The 16,536-nt window shown below is 61.9% G+C and carries 17 protein-coding genes; all 17 read right to left on the bottom strand.

The genetic code is table 11. The features are described from left to right. Positions 1–20: 20 nt before the first annotated feature. A complete protein-coding gene (locus NHU87_RS07170) occupies positions 21–1,247 on the bottom strand; it encodes a beta-ketoacyl-ACP synthase (protein WP_253546938.1) in 1,227 nt (408 codons plus the stop codon). Continuing rightward, positions 1,247–1,975 (bottom strand): 3-oxoacyl-ACP reductase FabG, encoded by a 729-nt coding sequence (fabG, locus tag NHU87_RS07165; protein ID WP_253546936.1) that lies wholly within the window; start codon positions 1,973–1,975, stop codon positions 1,247–1,249. The genes NHU87_RS07170 and fabG overlap by 1 nt, the downstream gene beginning before the upstream one ends. Further along, positions 1,975–2,433 (bottom strand): hotdog family protein, encoded by a 459-nt coding sequence (locus NHU87_RS07160; RefSeq protein ID WP_253546935.1) that lies wholly within the window; start codon positions 2,431–2,433, stop codon positions 1,975–1,977. Before NHU87_RS07160 ends, fabG begins: the two co-directional genes overlap by 1 nt. Further along, a complete protein-coding gene (locus tag NHU87_RS07155) occupies positions 2,430–3,638 on the bottom strand; it encodes a beta-ketoacyl-[acyl-carrier-protein] synthase family protein (RefSeq protein ID WP_253546933.1) in 1,209 nt (402 codons plus the stop codon). The genes NHU87_RS07160 and NHU87_RS07155 overlap by 4 nt, the downstream gene beginning before the upstream one ends. After that, on the bottom strand, positions 3,635–4,117 hold the full coding sequence (locus tag NHU87_RS07150) for a hypothetical protein (RefSeq protein WP_253546931.1): 483 nt from the start codon (positions 4,115–4,117) through the stop codon (positions 3,635–3,637). Before NHU87_RS07150 ends, NHU87_RS07155 begins: the two co-directional genes overlap by 4 nt. Continuing rightward, positions 4,117–4,842, bottom strand: a complete 726-nt coding sequence (locus tag NHU87_RS07145) for a class I SAM-dependent methyltransferase (RefSeq protein ID WP_253546929.1) — start codon at positions 4,840–4,842, stop codon at positions 4,117–4,119. Before NHU87_RS07145 ends, NHU87_RS07150 begins: the two co-directional genes overlap by 1 nt. Beyond that, positions 4,839–6,086: an NAD(P)/FAD-dependent oxidoreductase gene (locus NHU87_RS07140; protein WP_253546927.1), complete on the bottom strand. Its 1,248-nt coding sequence runs from the start codon at positions 6,084–6,086 to the stop codon at positions 4,839–4,841. The genes NHU87_RS07145 and NHU87_RS07140 overlap by 4 nt, the downstream gene beginning before the upstream one ends. Next, complete coding sequence (locus NHU87_RS07135) at positions 6,073–7,233, bottom strand: sodium:proton antiporter (RefSeq protein ID WP_253546925.1); 1,161 nt, start codon at positions 7,231–7,233, stop codon at positions 6,073–6,075. Before NHU87_RS07135 ends, NHU87_RS07140 begins: the two co-directional genes overlap by 14 nt. Next, positions 7,230–9,569, bottom strand: a complete 2,340-nt coding sequence (locus tag NHU87_RS07130; RefSeq protein ID WP_253546923.1) for an MMPL family transporter — start codon at positions 9,567–9,569, stop codon at positions 7,230–7,232. Before NHU87_RS07130 ends, NHU87_RS07135 begins: the two co-directional genes overlap by 4 nt. Beyond that, positions 9,553–10,131 (bottom strand): outer membrane lipoprotein carrier protein LolA, encoded by a 579-nt coding sequence (locus NHU87_RS07125; RefSeq protein WP_253546921.1) that lies wholly within the window; start codon positions 10,129–10,131, stop codon positions 9,553–9,555. Before NHU87_RS07125 ends, NHU87_RS07130 begins: the two co-directional genes overlap by 17 nt. Before the next feature lie 146 nt (positions 10,132–10,277). Beyond that, positions 10,278–10,703: an acyl-CoA thioesterase gene (locus NHU87_RS07120; protein WP_253546919.1), complete on the bottom strand. Its 426-nt coding sequence runs from the start codon at positions 10,701–10,703 to the stop codon at positions 10,278–10,280. Further along, on the bottom strand, positions 10,696–12,240 hold the full coding sequence (locus tag NHU87_RS07115) for an HAL/PAL/TAL family ammonia-lyase (protein ID WP_253546917.1): 1,545 nt from the start codon (positions 12,238–12,240) through the stop codon (positions 10,696–10,698). The genes NHU87_RS07120 and NHU87_RS07115 overlap by 8 nt, the downstream gene beginning before the upstream one ends. Next, on the bottom strand, positions 12,221–13,168 hold the full coding sequence (locus NHU87_RS07110; RefSeq protein WP_253546915.1) for an LpxL/LpxP family acyltransferase: 948 nt from the start codon (positions 13,166–13,168) through the stop codon (positions 12,221–12,223). Before NHU87_RS07110 ends, NHU87_RS07115 begins: the two co-directional genes overlap by 20 nt. Then, entirely contained in the window at positions 13,165–13,899 is a 735-nt protein-coding gene (locus NHU87_RS07105) for a glycosyltransferase family 2 protein (RefSeq protein ID WP_253546913.1), read from the bottom strand. The genes NHU87_RS07110 and NHU87_RS07105 overlap by 4 nt, the downstream gene beginning before the upstream one ends. A 164-nt stretch (positions 13,900–14,063) precedes the next feature. Further along, positions 14,064–15,743, bottom strand: coding sequence for an acyl-CoA synthetase family protein (locus tag NHU87_RS07100; RefSeq protein WP_253546911.1), 1,680 nt, complete (start codon positions 15,741–15,743; stop codon positions 14,064–14,066). Then, a complete protein-coding gene (locus NHU87_RS07095) occupies positions 15,740–16,285 on the bottom strand; it encodes a hypothetical protein (protein WP_253546909.1) in 546 nt (181 codons plus the stop codon). Before NHU87_RS07095 ends, NHU87_RS07100 begins: the two co-directional genes overlap by 4 nt. After that, positions 16,282–16,536, bottom strand: a complete 255-nt coding sequence (locus NHU87_RS07090; RefSeq protein WP_007903178.1) for an acyl carrier protein — start codon at positions 16,534–16,536, stop codon at positions 16,282–16,284. Before NHU87_RS07090 ends, NHU87_RS07095 begins: the two co-directional genes overlap by 4 nt.

Below are 16,536 nucleotides of genomic sequence, written 5' to 3'. Positions count from 1 at the left end.
CACTCCATAAGTGGTTCAGGTCAGTGCCAGCGGCGGAAAATCAACGAGGTGTTGACCCCACCAAAAGCGAAATTGTTGTTCATCACGTACTGGTTGCTCATCTGCCGGAATTCACCGCGCAGGTAGTCGAGCTTGCCGCACTGTGGATCGACCTCATCGAGGTTGAAGGTGTGCACATACCGGTCGCGGTTCATCATTTCGATGCTGAACCAGGACTCCAGCGCGCCGCAGGCTCCCAGGGTGTGGCCGAGGAAACTTTTCTGCGAACTGATCGGCATGTGTTCGCCGAACAAACTGCTGGTAGCCAGTGTTTCGGCAATGTCGCCCTGTTCTGTAGCGGTGCCGTGACCATTTACATAACCGATGGCGGTCGGTTCAATCCCGGCGTCTTCCAGGGCGAGTTCCATGGCTCGGCGCATGGTGAGCTGCTCGGGACGGGTGGCGTGCTGACCGTCGGCATTGCTGCCGAAACCGACGATCTCGGCGTGGATATGTGCGCCGCGCGCCAGGGCGTGTTCAAGCTCTTCGAGTACCAGCATGCCGCCGCCTTCGCCGATCACCAGACCATCGCGGCCGGTGTCATAAGGGCGAGGGCTGGTTTGCGGGGCATCGTTTTTCAGGCTGGTGGCGTAGAGCGCATCGAACACCATGGCTTCGGTCGGGCACAGCTCTTCGGCGCCGCCGGCTAGCATCAGCGGCAGGCGGCCGAACTTGATCGATTCATAGGCATAACCGATGCCCTGGCTGCCGCTGGTGCAGGCACTGGAGGTCGGGATCAGTCGGCCGGTGAGGCCGAAGAAGATGCTGATATTCGCCGCTGTGGTGTGCGGCATCATCCGCACGTAGGAGTTGGCGTTCAGGCCTTCGGCCACTGAGTTGAGCAGCATTTTGCCAAACGCCTTGATCTCGTCGGTGCTGCCGGTGGACGAACCGCAGGAAACACCCATGCGCCCATCCTTGATCGATTCGTCACCGAGCAGCCCGGCGTCCGCCAGGGCCTGTTCAGCCGCGCCCACGGCCAGGCGCGAGACGCGGCCCATGCTGCGCAGTTGCTTGCGGGTCCAGTGGCTTGGCACTTTGAAGTCATCGATCGGCCCGGCCAGGCGCGTGTTGAGTTCGGTAAAACGATCCCACTCGTCCATGCGGCGGATGCCGCTGCGGTTGGCCGCGAAGTTGCCGGCGATGGTGTCCCAGTCGCTGCCCAGTGAGGTGATGCCGGCCATGCCGGTGACGACGACGCGCTTCATCAGCACAGGCCTCCATTGACGGCCAGAACCTGCCGGGTGATGTACGACGCTTCCGCCGACATCAGGAAATTCACCGCACCAGCCACTTCTTCCGGGGTGCCCATGCGTTGCGCGGGGATCATTTTCATCAGTTCTTCCACCGGCACATTTTCATCGAGCATCGCTGTGTCGATCAGGCCGGGTGCAACACAGTTAACAGTGATTTTGCGCTTGCCCAGTTCGATCGCCAGCGCCTTGGCAGCGCCGATCAAACCGGCCTTGGACGCGCTGTAATTGACCTGCCCGCGATTGCCGATCAACCCGGAAACCGAAGTGATGCAGACAATCCGCCCGGCGGCGCGACGACGGATCATCGGCATCATTACCGGGTGCAGCACGTTGTAGAAACCGTCGAGATTGGTGCGCATCACCAAATCCCAATCCTCCTCGCTCAGGGCCGGGAAAGCACCGTCGCGGGTCAGGCCGGCGTTGAGCACCACGCCATAATAGGCGCCGTGGGTTTCGACATCGGCTTCAAGAATAGCTTTGCAACGGGCGCGGTCGGACACGTCGAATTGCAGGATGCGAGCGTTGCGGCCCAGAGCCTCGATTTCGGCCTTGACGGCTTCGGCGTCCGCGAGGCCGCTGCGGCAGTGCAGCACGATGTCATGCCCGGCCCGGGCCAGACGCAATGCAATGGCGCGGCCGATACCACGGCTGGAGCCGGTGACCAGTACGGATTCAGTCATCACTCGACTCCTTGGGGTTCATGAAGATATTGCGCGGCCTGAGGCGGGCGAAACACGTTCAGCCGGGCGGTGGCGTGGATGCCGGGGGCGGTGAGGTGGCATTCGAACACACCCATGCCGTTGTCGTCTTCCAGCGAGCGTATCCCATGAATGGTCAACTCGGTGCCGGCGGGGAAATGTTCCACATTGCATTCGAATTTACGGGTGCCGAGCAGGAAACCCAGTTCCACTGCATTGCCTTTCTGACGCGCATGGCAGCCGGCATACGCGGCGACGCTCTGTGCCATCAGCTCGATGCCGACCCAGGCCGGCAGGCTGCCGTCGGGGCGATTGAACAGACCGCCGGGTTTGACGATGAGTCGGGTATGAATCTGATCCTCATCGAACGACAGGATCTGTTCGATGAGTATCATGTCGCCAGCATGCGGCAGCAGTTCGGCGAGCGGCCAGGTAATCATGGGGCGTCTCCGATAATCAGGCTGACGTTATTGCCACCGAAGGCGAAGGAATTGCTCATCAGGTAGCGAGGTGCAGTGGACGTCAGGTGGTCGGTCGGGGTCACCCAATGCAGGGCCGGCAATTCGGGGTCGGGCTGGCCGTCCCAGATGTGGGGCGGCAGGGCATGCTCGTTATTGTAAGCGTGGTTGTCCGCGCTCAGGCTCAACCAGCAGAACGCCGCTTCCAAGGCACCGGCAGCGCCGAGGGTATGGCCGGTCATCGGTTTGGTCGATGAACAGGGCACGCCTTGCGGGAACAGTGTCGTCACCGCCAGACTTTCCATGGCGTCGTTGTGTTGGGTGGCGGTGCCGTGCAGGTTCAGATAACCGATTTGCTGCGGTTGCAGGCCCGCGCGGCTCAAGGCTTTGCGCATCGCTTGCAGGGCACCACGGCCGGTCGGCTCCGGCGCGGAAATATGGTGTGCATCGGAACTGGCGCCACTGCCGAGCAGGGCAATCGGTTGGCGGTTACCGGCATTTTTGCTCATCAGAAACAGCACCGCCGCTTCGCCGATATTGATGCCGTTGCGGTTGGCTGAAAACGGATTGCAGCGCTGCTCGGACACCGCTTCCAGGGCCGAGAAACCATTGAGCGTCAACTTGCACAAACTGTCGACACCGCCGCACAACACAGCGTCGCACATACCCAGTTCGAGCAGTCGTTGGGCACTCATCAACGCGCGGGCGCTGGAGGTGCAGGCGGTGGAAATCACATAGGCCGGGCCGCTCAACTGCAGCCAGTCGGCGAGAAACGTAGCCGGCGCGCCGAGTTCCTGTTGCTGATAGTCATAGTCGGCGGGGAACTGATGCTCTCGGATGTAATGGGCCAGACCTTGGCTGGCCTCGTCGATGCCCGAGGTGCTGGTGCCCAGAATGACGCCAATACGGTCGCGGCCGTAGGTCTGGATCGCTTGCTCGATGTCTTCGCGAATTTGCAGCGCAGCCTCCAGCAGCAACTGATTGTTGCGACTGCTTTGCTGCGCCAGTTCAGCCGGAATCGGCGCCAACTCACCCCGCACCGCCGCGACCGGCAGCGTGCGTCCCACCACCCAGCCGGCCTCGTTGCGCATGCCCGAGCAATCGCCGGCAAACAGGTTGCGGGCGACTTCCTGCTTGTCGCGGCCCAGGGCGCAGATCACCCCGAGGGCATTCAGATAAGCCGTCATGGCGTGTGCTCGCCTAACGGGGTGACGCGATAGTGCGGACCTTGGGACACGTTCAATTCAAAGCTCAGTGGTTGTGAATAGCGGATGTTCCAGCGCGGTGGCAGGGATCGCTGCCCGCCATCCTGCCGGGCAGCGGGATAGTTGCGATGCAATTCGCCCGCAGGGGTCAACGCAAACAACAAGGCGGCGAACAGCTCCCGGGCTTCCGGATTGGGCGGCAGCAGACCGTCGGCCTGCCATTGGCCATCGATCAGTTTCTGCCGTGCCACGGGAATCCCCAAGGGGTCCATCATCGACCAGCGAATGCCCGGGCCTTCACGCTGGATCACCAGCAGCCAGTCCTGACGCTGTTCGGCCATCTGCCGTTCGATGTGCAGTTGCAGCGGCAACGCCAGGTTCGGGGTTCGCTCGGGCAGCGGTGCCTGACTGGCGCAAGCGCTCAGCAACAGTACACAACCGAGGAGCAGGAAACGAATCATCAGGCACACCCTTCAAGAGGCTTGCGCGCGACTACGTTGACCAGGGTTTCTTCCCGTTGGCCAAAGATTTTGGGCTGGCGCAGGCCGAAGCGTTCGAGCAGGCCGAAATCCTTGGCGCGACTCCACCACAAGTAAGGGTAAGACACGTTCTGCGGGCCGAATTCAAAACCCTGCCGACGAATCATGTCCAGGTAGCCGGCGGCGCTCTTCTGCACGTGCATCGGGTGGCGGAACAGCCAGCGAATCACCCATGTATCAATGTAAGCCTCGGTAGACTCGGCGAACAGCAAATAGCCGCCCGGCTTCAGTACTCGATAGAACTCGGCCAGGGCCTGATCCTGCTCGACAAGGTGATGGAAGGTCTGGTGACAGAACAGCAGATCGACACTGGCGTCCGGCACTTTGATGCTCGCGCAGTCACTGCCGATCAGCTCTACATCCATGCCCTGACGAGCCGCTTCTTCGCCGCTCAGGTTCAGGCTGTGCGGGTCGGCGTCCAGGCCGATCAGGCGCTGAGGCGCGAAGGTCTGGCGCAGGTACTGGAACGATTTGCCCTGGCCGCAACCGGCATCCAGCAATACCGGGTTGTCGGGCAATGGCGCGCTGAACAGGTCGCGCAAATCATTGATCGCCACTCGCAATACATGGTGCTGCCAGGTGTGACTGCGCAGGAACCAGAAACCGAAACGGGTCTCTTCGACGTAGTTGTCGCTCAAGTAACTCATGTCGGATCCTGTGCGCACAGGTCCGAGATCATCCGCAGTCGACGTTTGGGTTCGCTGACAAACGGGTTGCGTTCATCCCAGGCGTAACCCGCGAGGATCGAGCTGATCATGCGGCGGATTTCCGCTGCGCCGCCCTGATAGAAAATCACATCCTGAAAGGTCCCGGCATACCAGCCTTCGACGTAGCAACGGAAGGTGTCGACGCCGCGCTTGAGCGGTTCGGCGAACTCGGTCTGCCAGTCGACGCTTTCACCTTGCAGTTGGCGATGCAGCACCCCGGCGGCCATGCTCGCCGAACGCATGGCGATGGTCACTCCGGAGGAGAACACCGGGTCGAGAAATTCCGCCGCATTGCCCAGCAGGGCGAAACCTTGGCCGTGCAGGGTTTTGACGTTGGCCGAGTAACCGCCGATGGTCCGCGCGGGCGTATCCCACACGGCATTGTTCAGCACACCGGCCAGGCTTGGGGTTTCAGCGATGAAGCCGCGCAGGCAATCGTCGAGATTCTCGGTGCGGCCTTCGAAGTGTTCGGCGGCCGCCACTACGCCAACCGAGCAACGGCCGTTGCTGAACGGGATGGTCCAGAACCAGATATCGCGCTGGGTCGGATGGGTAGTGATGAGGATTTTCTCCCGGTCGAAAGCCGGGTTGTCGATACAGTCTTCGACGTGGGTGAACACAGCCTGGCGCACCGGGAAGTTCGACGGTGCTTCAAGGTCCAGCAAGCGCGGCAGCACGCGACCGTAGCCGCTGGCATCGAGCACGAAGTCGGCCTCGACGCGGTATTGGCTGCCGTCTTCGCGAAGCACATCGAGCTGCGGTTTCGGCAGGCTGAAATCGGCGCTGACGATAGCTTCGCCATAACGGACATCGACACCCTGCAACTCAGCCTGATCGGCCAGTAGCTTGTCGAAGTCGGCGCGCTGGACCTGGAACGTCGTCGGCTTGCCGTTGGTGAATGTGTCGCCGAAATCGAAGGTGCTGTACTGATCGCCCCAAGCGAACGCTGCGCCGTTTTTGCGCTGGAAACCAGCAGCATTGACCGCCTCGAGCATGCCGGCTTCTTCGACGAAATCCAGGCAGTGGGACAGCAGGCTTTCACCGATGGAAAATCGTGGGAAATGCTGGCGCTCGATCATCAGCACATCATGACCTTTACGCTTGAGCAGCGCGGCGGCGATGGCGCCCGAGGGGCCGGCGCCGATTACCAGTACCTGACGACGTTCCATTTCAACTGTTGGCACGGGTGCTCCTTGCCGGGGCGGCGATGTTCAAAGGGATTCGGTGCATGCCGGCCAGTGCCGGCAGCAGGGTTGCGATCAGGCCCATCAGCATCAGCGCGAAGTACAACGCCGGGCTGATGAGCTGTTGTTGCAGCAGCAGGTTGAGAAAGACGATCTCACTCAAGCCGCGAATATTCAGCAAAACACTTTCCCGCCAGCGGCTGGCACCTTCAAACGAGACGCCGGCCCAGCCAAGGCCCAGCCAGTTGCCCAACAGTTTGCTGGCAATCGGCAACAGCAGGAGCGCCGCCAGGTGAACGCCGCTGAGACTGTCGATGGCGCTGTGCACGTTGATCTGCACGATGCCGAACGTGAGGATCAGCGGGATGGCGATCCAGGTTTGCAAACGGCTCATCCACGCCGCCGACAATGGCAGCACCAATGGCACCTTGAGCGCGGACATGCACAGCAGATAGCCGATACCGAAAATCAGCGCATTGAGTTTGAAGTGTTCGGCGACCACCAGCAGCGCGAAGAAGCAGCCGCTGTGCAGCAACGGTTGGTGCAACCCGAGCAGTCGCAGCAACAATGGCAGGCAGGCGCCGGCCAGCGGCAGCAAGAGGCTGCTCAGGTGCAGGCTGCCCTGGGCGAACGCGAACAGGGTCCAGCAGATCAGGTCGATCAGGATCGCGGTCTGCACCAGCCGTCGGGTGGCAGCCGGCGGGTAGTTGATGTGTCGCAAGTACAGATACAACACCGGAATCGCGGTGATGGCGAACAGCAGACCGACCGCCAGCGAGCTGATCCACGGCTGCGGTGGCAACAGCCAGACCGCCGTCGCCAGCCCGCAGGCAAACGGAATGCAGAAACTCGGCAGGGCGATTTTCAGGCTCTGGCGTTCCAGCCGCAGGTCGATCACGTCGCTGAGGATGTGCCCCAATAGCAAAGCAAAACTCAAACTGTAGAGGTTCTTCAGCCAGTCCGGAGAGATCAGGTCGGCACCGCTCAGGTGCCAGCCCGGTTCGATCCAGAAGTACATCAGCAACGGCAGGCCGAAGGTCGCCAACAACAACTGGCTGACAATCGGAATCAGACCGAAATGACGACCGATACGGGTGGCCACGGCGAACAACACCAGGGCCATCGCCCAGAACACGGCGACCATCATGCTGCCGGCTCCACGACCGGGGCGGCATGGACTTGGCGTCCGGCCCACGGCGCCAGGATGAAACTGAACGCCAGGCCGAGGCTCACCGACAGGCCGAAGTTGCTCACCGCAGGCGTGCTCGACACCGCCAGCAGGCCAAACGACAGCCAAGTGGTCACCGCTGCCAGCAAGGTGCCCAGAAGGCTCGCCGCAGCACCACCGATCTGTTCGCGCATGAGGATCGCGTAATCGACGCTAATCGCCGTCACCAACAGCAGACCGAACAGGCTGAACAGCGTCAACGGCTGACCGAGCCAACCGAGGCTTGCCAGACTGCACAGGGCCGCGAGCAACGGCAGCGAGACAATTCGCAGTGCGCCACCGAAACCGAATGGCAGGATCAGCACCAGCACGATCAACACGCAGGAAGCGAGTTTCAGTTCGGCGGCGCTGATTTGAGTGTCGGCGAACACCTGGTTCAGTTCGCCGAGGCGGTCCACAAGTTCCACACCCGGCAAGTCCAGCGCCTGGACCCGCAACAGCGTGGGATTGTTCAAGCCTTGCAGGCTGACCATTGCAGCCACACCGTCATCGGTCGGCCCCAGCCACAGCGTGCGATAGGGTTCCGCCAATGGGCCGGCCAGCGCTGCGTCGATGTCTTCGGTGGGCAGCGCCCGCAACGTTGCCAACTCGGCCTGCAACGCGGTGGCCGGCACGCCGAGGGCGAGCAGCGGTTGCCAGAACTGCGGCAGCTTGTTCAGTGCTTCACGCACTTTGCGCTGTTCGCTCGGTGGGCTGACCAGTTGATTGAGCGACAGATAGCCCTGAAGTTTTTCCAGATTGACCAACTGATCCAGACGTTCGCTCAGGGCTGCTTGGCGTTCGAGCAACTCTTGCTGATTGGCCGCGCGCACCAGGAAAAACTGGCTGGTAGGTTGATAGCCGGTGATGCGTGCGATGGTCTGGGCTTCGTCAGTCAGTTGCTGCGGCGTGCCGACCCATTGGCGAATATCGTTTTTGCTCTGCAGCTGCAACAGACCGCCGACACAGAAGGCGATCAGCAATGCCAGCAGTACCGGCGTGCGCAAGTATTTCAGCAGCGATTCACGCAACTCCAGCAACTTCTCGGCGATGCGCATCGGCAATTGCGCCGGCCGCAGATCCACACCCTTGAGCAGCGCCGGCAACAGGCACACTGCCGACAGATAGGCGCCCACCAGGCCGGCAGCGGAGAACACGGCAATTTGGGTCAGGGCCGGAAACGGCGTCCAGGCTAGAGCCAGGTAGCCAATGCAACTGGTGATCAGGCTCAGCGTCAGCCCCGGCAGGGTCAGGCGTAACGCCGGCCAGCTGTGCCAGGGTTTCAGGCTCCAGCTTTTCGAAAGGTAATGCAGTGGGTAATCCACCGCCACGCCGATCAAGCTGGAGCCCAAAACCAGCGTCATCACATGCATGTGACCGAACATCGCCACGCAAGCCACCGCGCCGAACAGCATGCCCACCAGCACCGGGACGAATGCCAACAATACCCGCCAACGCCGAAAGGCCAGTAACAGCAGCAACAGAATCCCGACCGTGGCGCCGCCGCCGACCCAAGTCATTTCGCGAGCGGCTTGCCGTTGACCGCTGGCGGCATACAGCAAGCCACTGGCGGCGAGTAGTTGCACATCGGCCTGGGCGGCTTCTTCGCGACTGTGCTGGAGCAGGTCAGCCACTTGCAGCGGCAGGTTCATGTCGAACGCATTGCCGGCGGTTCGCGCCCGCAGCATCACCCAACTCTTGCCGTCGGCATCGGCGACCAGCGCACCGCTGCCGATGTCCAGTTGCACCGAACCATGCTGTGGCTGGCTGTTCTGAATGCGCCCGGTCAGGCCGAGCCAGTCGTCCTGGCTCGGCACCAGGCTGAAGCCAGTGAACGGGTCGAACAGGGCTTGTACCCGTTGCTGAATAAAAGCGTCGGGGTGCTCGATGAGTTGTTGTCGGTCGGCCGCCGACAGCATCGCCAGCCGGCCTTGCAGCAATTGCGTACGCAGCGCCGGCAAGTCGGCTTGCAGGTTCCACTGGACCTTTTCGAAGACGCCGCTGGCCTGCCACTGCTCGCCGAGTTTTTGCGCCATGGCGATGGCTTGCTGGCGGTCTGTATGGCCGACCAACACCAGCATTTCCCGGTTCAGCGGTTCTTGCATGCGTTGTTCGGCGCGCAGTTCGAGCGCGTCCGGTGCGGTGCCTGGCACCAGTTCCATCAGGTTGGCCGACAGCGGTGCACCGTCACGCCATTGCCAGCCGGCGAGCGCGAGCACCGCCAGCAGCAGGATCAGAAACAGCCGTGGGAGCATCCGTTCACTCGGCAAAGTCATGTTGCTCCGCATCGCTCAAAGGTTGTGCGCTAGTGCTGTCCTGCATGCGCAACAGGGTTCGGTCACCCTGGGTTTCGAGCAGCTCGATGCTGTGCACCAGTTCGCCGCCGTCGATGTTGATCTGATTGAACACTTGCTTGAGCAGCATCGAGCGCGGGGTCAGGGTCAGCTTCCAGTTCTGTGCATCGCCGCTCAGCGAAAGCTCGAAATCCCGTTGCAGGCCACTGCTGTCGCCTTGCAGCACCGCGAGGAACAAACGGTTCTGTTCGGCGCCGGCACTCTTGTTCGGCAGCATTTGCCAGCCGCTGGCATCACGCCGGGCAATGCCTTTGTCGCTGATGCGGTAGTCCTGTTGCAGCGGCGTTTTCAGCAGCCAGAGCAAACCATGGTTTTTTGCCAGAACGAAGGTGCCCTTGCTGGTCAGCGGCTGGGGCAGGGCGCGCAGGTGTTTTTCCTGGATGAAGCTGCCGTGGATCACATCGGGTTTGGCCAGTTGATCGCTCAACTGCTGCAAATCAAAAGCCTGCGCCAATGAAGAAAAACCCAGCGCCACCACAAACATGTAGCAGCTGCCGAGCCCGCGAGGCTGCGTCCGGCGGCGAAGCCGTCGTAAAACCTGCACACACGCTTCATCAGAAGAAACGCAGGGCGACTGCTGCGCAGCCGAACGCAGGCTTCGCCAGCTGCTACAGAGGGTTTTCAGCAGGTTCATGGGAGCATCCTTTCAACTGCGTCGGTGAACACCTTCGGCGAAGCCAACTGCATTTCACGGCTGCTCATGTCGACGGCGACCTGCACGGAACAGGCGCGGGTCAGGCGTTCGCCGGTGCTCAGATCGCTGATCAGATAGCTGATCTTCAGGCGGTTTTCCCACTCCACCAGGTTGGCGCGCACATTCAGCTTCTGGCCGAACACCGCACCGCGTACATAGCGCAGCTGCAAGTCGATCACCGGCCACGCGTAACCCGACGCCACCATGGCGTCGTAGTTGTGGCCGATCTTGTCCAGCAGCGCACAGCGGGCGACTTCCAGGTATTTGACGTAATGGCCATGCCAGACCACGTTCATGGTGTCGACGTCAAAGAACGGTACGAGGATTTCCGTGTCGGTGTGAAGCACTCCCTTGCTACGCATGCAGCCTCCAGTGTTGTTCGGCGATACGTTGCAGGCACAGGCGCAATTCGCCTTCCAGGGCACGGTCTTCGATGACCGGCGGGAAGTCCTGGGCCAGTTCTTCATGCATCGCGGCCAAGGCCGGTGGCAGTAGTCGTGCGTCTTCAGCCTGGGCGCGCAGCCAGACACCTTGGTTGGCGGCCAGCAGCGTGGCGGCGGCGACCTGTTCGGTCAGCTCCAGCACACGAATGGCATCGCGGGCGGCGATGGTGCCCATGCTGACTTTGTCCTGGTTGTGGCACTCGGTGGAGCGCGAAAAGACGCTGGCCGGCATGGTGTTTTTCAGCGCTTCGGCGGTCCAGGCGCTGGTGCCGATCTGCACGGCCTTGAAGCCGTGGTTGAGCATCGCGCGGTCAGCGGTGGCGCCGGACAGATTGCTCGGCAAACCATGGTTGTAACGCTCGTCCACCAGCAGCGCGAGCTGGCGGTCGAGCAAGTCGGCGACGTTCGCCACCAAGGTTTTCAGACTGTCCATGGCGAAGGCGATGTGGCCGCCGTAGAAGTGCCCGCCGTGCAGCACGCGTTCGGCTTCGGCGTCGATGATCGGGTTGTCGTTGGCGCTGTTGAGCTCGATCTCGATGAACGAGCGCAGCCAGTTCAGGCTGTCGGCCAGCACACCGAGCACGTGCGGCGCACAACGCAGGGAATAGCGGTCTTGCAGGCGATGCAGCGGCGCGGTCGGCGCATCGATCGCCAGATCCTTGCGCAACCACGCAGCGACTTGCATCTGCCCGGGATGGGGTTTGGTGGCGAACAGACGCTCGTCGAAGTGCTCCGGGTTGCCCTGCAAAGCGACCACGTTCAGCGCGGTAATGCGCGTGGCCAGTTGCAGCAGATAATCAGCGCGCGCATAAGCCAGGCAGGCGAGACCGGTCATCACGGCGGTGCCGTTCATCAGCGCCAGCGCTTCTTTGGGGCGCAATACCAGCGGCTCCCAGCCCAGTTCGCGGTGTACATCGACGGCTTGTCGACGCTCACCACGGAATATCACTTCGCGCTCGCCGGACAAGGTCGCGGCGACGTAGGACAGCGGCGTCAGATCACCGCTGGCGCCCACCGAACCTTCTTCTGGAATCAGCGGGAGAATGTCGTATTCGAGGAAGGCTTGCAGACGCTCCAACAGCTCCACGCGTACCCCGGAAACGCCCTGGCACAGCGACTGCAAACGCGCTGCCAGTACCGCTCGGGTGGCTTGGGCGTCGAGCAGTTTGCCCAAGCCGCAGCCGTGGAAGGTATACAGATGACGGGGCAGGGCTTCGACGTGGTGCAGCGGCACCGCCACCACACAGGAGTCGCCATAACCGGTGGTCACGCCATAGATCACGCCTTCCTTGTCCAACAGGGAATCAAGGAACTGCGGGCCCTTGGCGATGCGCTGGCGAAACTCGGGATCGCCCTGCAACTGCGTCGGCACCTGACGGTTGGCCAGCGCCAGCACGTCTTCGATGCGCAAAGGGAGTTCGCCGAAGGTTACCGGCTCAAGCGTTGGCGTCGTCATCGGTCTTCCAGAAAGGGTAAAAGTTGAACCATTGTTGGGGCGCTTCGAGGCAATAGTGACTCAGGCGTTCGGCATAGCGGGAGGCCCACTGATGAATGACCTGTTCGCGGTCGCTGCGTTTCCACACGATGGCGTCGGCGAACGGTTCGAGGGTCAGTCGATAATCGCCCGTGGGTTTCTTCAGGCACAGCATCAGGTTGATCGGGCATTTCAGCAGACCGGCCAGCAACCAAGGGCCTTGCGGGAATGCTGCCTGATGGCCGAGAAAGTCCACTGTCACGCTGCGCCCGCCATGCAGCGGCACGCGGTCGCCGGCAATCGCCAGCCATTCGCCGCGTTCGAGGCGTTCATGCAGTTGCAGCATGATCACCGGGTCCAGCTCGCTGACCTGAATCAGTCGCAGATTGGTCGCCCCGGCTTCGCCCAGCAGACGATTGAATTGTTCGGCGTGCTTGGTGTGCACCAGCACGTTCATGGTGACTTTCTCGCCGATCTCGGCCAACGCCCGGCAGACCTCGAGATTGCCCAAGTGCGCGCCCACCAGCATTTGCCCGCGTGTGCCGCGCAGTTTATTGCGCAGCAGCGCCGGGTCGATGATTTCGATTTGATCGATGCTCAGCTTGCCATTCCATACATCGAGTTTGTCGAGCATGGAATCGGCGAACGCCATGAACTGGCCGAACACCCGCCAATGGGTCGGGCGCAATTCGCTGCGACCGCTCCAGTCAGCGAGCCGCTGCTGGTATTGCCAGGCACTTTGGCGGGCGCTGCGCCCGAACAGGAAAAAATACAGCACGATGCCGTACAGCAATGGGCTCAACAACCGACGGCCCAAGACTTTGGCGCAGAGCGCGGTGAACTTCATCAGCCAGAAACTGCCACGCTCCTGGCGGTCGGCCCAGTGCTGTTTGTCTGCGTTGTCGCTCATGCTCGCCACCGTCGCCAGAGGATTACCGGTGCGCGAACCAACATGCCGAAGAACAGCCGGGTGTGCATGCTCGAAATCAGAACATTGTCGTGGAACAGGCGGAAATGCGAGACGCCATCCGAAGGGTAATGCACCTTGGTTTTCAGCCACTGCATCGGCTGATTACGCCAGGCCAGACGCACCAGGATGTCGGAGTCGAAGTCCATGCGCTTGCCGATCCTGGCCGAGTCGATCAGTGCCAGGGTCGGCGGCAACGGGTAGACGCGGAAGCCGCACATTGAGTCGCGAATCTGCAACGACAGGGTGTTGATCCAAACCATCACGTGGGTCAGGTAGCGGGCGTACAAACGGCCCTTCGGCACGCTGGCGTCGTATTGCGGATAGCCGCAGATCACCGCCTCGGGATGGGCGCGCGAATGCTCGATGAAGACCTTGACGTCTTGCAGGTCGTGCTGGCCGTCGGCGTCCACCTGCAAGGCATGGCTGAAGCCCAGGCGCGAAGCTTCGCGCAAGCCGGTCATCACCGCGCCGCCCTTGCCTTGATTGACGGTGAGCCTGATCAGGTAAACCCGATCACGCTGGGCCAGTCGGTCAAGCACCTTGGCGCAGGCCGGGCTGCTGGCATCGTCCACCAGAATGCAGGGCAGGCCGCAAGCAAGCAGCGCATCGACCACGGCAGTGATGGCGGTTTCGTGGTTGTAGACCGGGATTACGGCGCAGGGGTTATGCATGTTGGTTCACACCCCTGTCCTTGTAGCAGCTGGCGAAGCCTGCGTCCGGCCGCGAAGCGGTCGTAAACCGGTATTCGAGTTCTTTCAGGATAAATGTGGTGGTCCAGATGCGAGCGCTTCGCACTCGGACGCAGCCTTCGGCAGCTGCTACAGGGGATCTCAACTTATCCACAGTCGGCCTCCAGCAAAATCCGCCCGCTGGAGCAGGTGGCGGCTTCGTTGCGATAGGCGAAATACAATTTACTGCGCGCCGAGTCGAAGCGCAGGTGCAACTGGATTTCATCGCCGGGGCGTACCAGTTGCTGGAATTTCAGCACTTCCATACCGGCGAATTTTGCCGGCAGATCCATCAGTTGCTGGCCCAGGCTCAATGCCCAATCCACCTGCACCACGCCGGGCAATACCGGCGCTCGGGGAAAGTGGCCGCTGAAATACGCCAGGTCTGGCGGGACGGCCAGTTGCAGGCTCCACTCGCCATCGGTGTCGATCTGTTCCAGCACTTGCGGCGCCTTTGGGCGTGGCGCCAGCAATAGGGTCTCCACTTCGGCCTGAGGCAATTTGCCTTGAGCGTTCAGTGGCAGTTGTCGCAACAGGCGCCAGCGACGAGGCAGGGCGAGTGCCTCGCAATGCTGGCTCAGGTGTTGGCGCAACTCCTGAGTAAGAGTGCGTCGACCCTGATTGCGTAAGGCATGCAAACCCTGCTCGCTCAACACCAGCAGCGCGCCCAGCGAAGCACGGTTTTCCTGGACGACGCCAAGCCGCGCTTCAGCGACCCACTCATGGGTCATCAGCGCTTGTTCGAGCATCGGCAGCGAAATACGTTTTTCTTCCAGTTTGACGATTCGGTCCAGCCGTCCCAGCAGCTCGAAACGGCCGTCGGCGGCGATGCGCGCGGCATCGGCGGTGTGTTCGATATGGCCGGTCGGCAAGTACGGTGAGGCGATAAGCAGGGCGCCATCGCTGTCCTGGCTCAGCGCCACATCGGTGAAGGGCTGCCAGAGATTCTGGCCCTGACGCCAGGCGATGCCGCCGGTTTCCGAGCTGCCGAAGATTTCTGTCGGCCATTGTTGCAGGCGCTCATGCAGGCTTTGCGCCGCTTCGGCGGGCAACGCACCACCGGAGGAAAACACTCGGCGCACCGCGCTCAGCGCTGGCCAGTCAAGGTTGTCGCCCATGCGTTTGAGCAGCGCCGGGCTGGCGACCCAGGCGAAAACCGGGTGTACGCGGCTGGCGCGTTGCAGGTCTTCCGGGAAGGCCAGTTGCTTGCGCACGAATGAGCGCCCGGCGCACAGCGGCCACAGCACCCGGAACAGCAACCCGTAGATGTGCTGGGTGGCGACGCTGCCGATGATGCAGGCCTCGCCCAGATCCGCGCCCCACAGGTGCTCCAGCGCTTCGACTTCATTGGCCAGTTGGCGCAGGGTTTTGTCGATGCGCTTGGGTTCGCCACTGGAGCCGGAGGTGCACAGGCTCAGCTGACAGCGATCCAGGTCCAGCGGGCTGGCCGTCAGTGGTGGATGCTGATAATCGCTCAGGTGCGCATCGTCGGCCTGATCGGTCAGCCACAGATCGACCTCGGTCGACCAGCGCTGGCGAGTCTGCGCTTGCAGGTCGGCGGGCAGCAGTACGCTGACCCCGGCACGCCAGGCGCCGAGCAGGGCAATGGCCAGGTCGGCGGCGTCTTCAAGGTGCACGGCGATACGCTGTACCCCCTGCGCTTGCAGGCCGGCAGCCAGACTCAGGGCCTGTTCGCACAATTGCGCGTGATTCAATGCCGGTTCGGCCGTCACGGCCCGGTCAGGCTGAGCCTTGAGCAACAGTTGCTCAAGTGTTATCCAATTCATGGGCGGCCTCTTACCCGTTGTCGTATCAGCCATTCAATGGCAAACATCAGGCCGATCAATCCATAGGAGATCAGGCCGGTGTACAACATCCACCAACTCAGCGGCGCCCAAAGGGTCAGGGCGGCGGCGCACAAGCCGTTGCAGAGAAAAAACACGCTCCAGGCAATCGTCACCTGGCGGGTGTAGCGAATAGCCCTGGCCGGTAATTCCGGTTCTCGCAGACGGGCCAGGCGTTCGATCATCGGCGGGCCGTATTTCAGGCTCAGGCCGAACAGCACCAACATGAAGGCGCTGATCAGCACCGGGTACCAGCGCAGCAGCACCGGGCTGTCGAACAGCGCCAGCAGCAGGCAGAACCCGATGGCGACCGCGGCCATCCACAGGCTGCCGGGGCGCCGCTCGCCGGTCAGCGCCCGTGCCAGCCACAGGCTGCCGAGCAGCAGACCGAACTGCCACGGGGCAAAATGCTCCATGCCGAAATACACCGCAAAGGGGTACAACAGGCCTGCCAGCAGCAGGCCCAGGCCGATCAGTCGGCTCATGCGGCGGGTTGAACCAGACGGTAGACCGCCTCGACCACGTCGCTGACGGTACGCACCGATTTGAATTCTTCGGCAGCGATTTTCTTGCCGGTCTGGCGTTTGATGTGATCGATCAGGTCGACCGCATCGATGCTATCGATTTCCAGATCCTGGTACAGGTTGGACCCCAGACTGATGCGCTCGGGCTCCAGCTCGAAGAGTTCGACCAGAGCATCGCGCAGGGTATTGAAAATATCGTCACGAGTTTGCAT

It is taken from the genome of Pseudomonas mandelii, assembly GCF_024138395.1.
Lineage (GTDB): Bacteria > Pseudomonadota > Gammaproteobacteria > Pseudomonadales > Pseudomonadaceae > Aquipseudomonas > Aquipseudomonas mandelii_E.
Note: the sequence above shows the minus strand (reverse complement) of the source record. Positions and strands in the feature narration are given on the sequence as shown.

Excerpts from the sequence above, each read along its gene's own strand:
- NHU87_RS07170 (WP_253546938.1), bottom strand. The coding sequence starts at position 1,247 with ATGAAGCGCGTCGTCGTCACCGGCATGGCCGGCATCACCTCACTGGGC.
- fabG (WP_253546936.1), bottom strand. The coding sequence starts at position 1,975 with ATGACTGAATCCGTACTGGTCACCGGCTCCAGCCGTGGTATCGGCCGC.
- NHU87_RS07160 (WP_253546935.1), bottom strand. The coding sequence starts at position 2,433 with ATGATTACCTGGCCGCTCGCCGAACTGCTGCCGCATGCTGGCGACATG.
- NHU87_RS07155 (WP_253546933.1), bottom strand. The coding sequence starts at position 3,638 with ATGACGGCTTATCTGAATGCCCTCGGGGTGATCTGCGCCCTGGGCCGC.
- NHU87_RS07150 (WP_253546931.1), bottom strand. The coding sequence starts at position 4,117 with ATGATTCGTTTCCTGCTCCTCGGTTGTGTACTGTTGCTGAGCGCTTGC.
- NHU87_RS07145 (WP_253546929.1), bottom strand. The coding sequence starts at position 4,842 with ATGAGTTACTTGAGCGACAACTACGTCGAAGAGACCCGTTTCGGTTTC.
- NHU87_RS07135 (WP_253546925.1), bottom strand. The coding sequence starts at position 7,233 with ATGATGGTCGCCGTGTTCTGGGCGATGGCCCTGGTGTTGTTCGCCGTG.
- NHU87_RS07130 (WP_253546923.1), bottom strand. The coding sequence starts at position 9,569 with ATGACTTTGCCGAGTGAACGGATGCTCCCACGGCTGTTTCTGATCCTG.
- NHU87_RS07125 (WP_253546921.1), bottom strand. The coding sequence starts at position 10,131 with ATGTTTGTGGTGGCGCTGGGTTTTTCTTCATTGGCGCAGGCTTTTGAT.
- NHU87_RS07120 (WP_253546919.1), bottom strand. The coding sequence starts at position 10,703 with ATGCGTAGCAAGGGAGTGCTTCACACCGACACGGAAATCCTCGTACCG.
- NHU87_RS07115 (WP_253546917.1), bottom strand. The coding sequence starts at position 12,240 with ATGACGACGCCAACGCTTGAGCCGGTAACCTTCGGCGAACTCCCTTTG.
- NHU87_RS07110 (WP_253546915.1), bottom strand. The coding sequence starts at position 13,168 with ATGAGCGACAACGCAGACAAACAGCACTGGGCCGACCGCCAGGAGCGT.
- NHU87_RS07105 (WP_253546913.1), bottom strand. The coding sequence starts at position 13,899 with ATGCATAACCCCTGCGCCGTAATCCCGGTCTACAACCACGAAACCGCC.
- NHU87_RS07100 (WP_253546911.1), bottom strand. The coding sequence starts at position 15,743 with ATGAATTGGATAACACTTGAGCAACTGTTGCTCAAGGCTCAGCCTGAC.
- NHU87_RS07095 (WP_253546909.1), bottom strand. The coding sequence starts at position 16,285 with ATGAGCCGACTGATCGGCCTGGGCCTGCTGCTGGCAGGCCTGTTGTAC.
- NHU87_RS07090 (WP_007903178.1), bottom strand. The coding sequence starts at position 16,536 with ATGCAAACTCGTGACGATATTTTCAATACCCTGCGCGATGCTCTGGTC.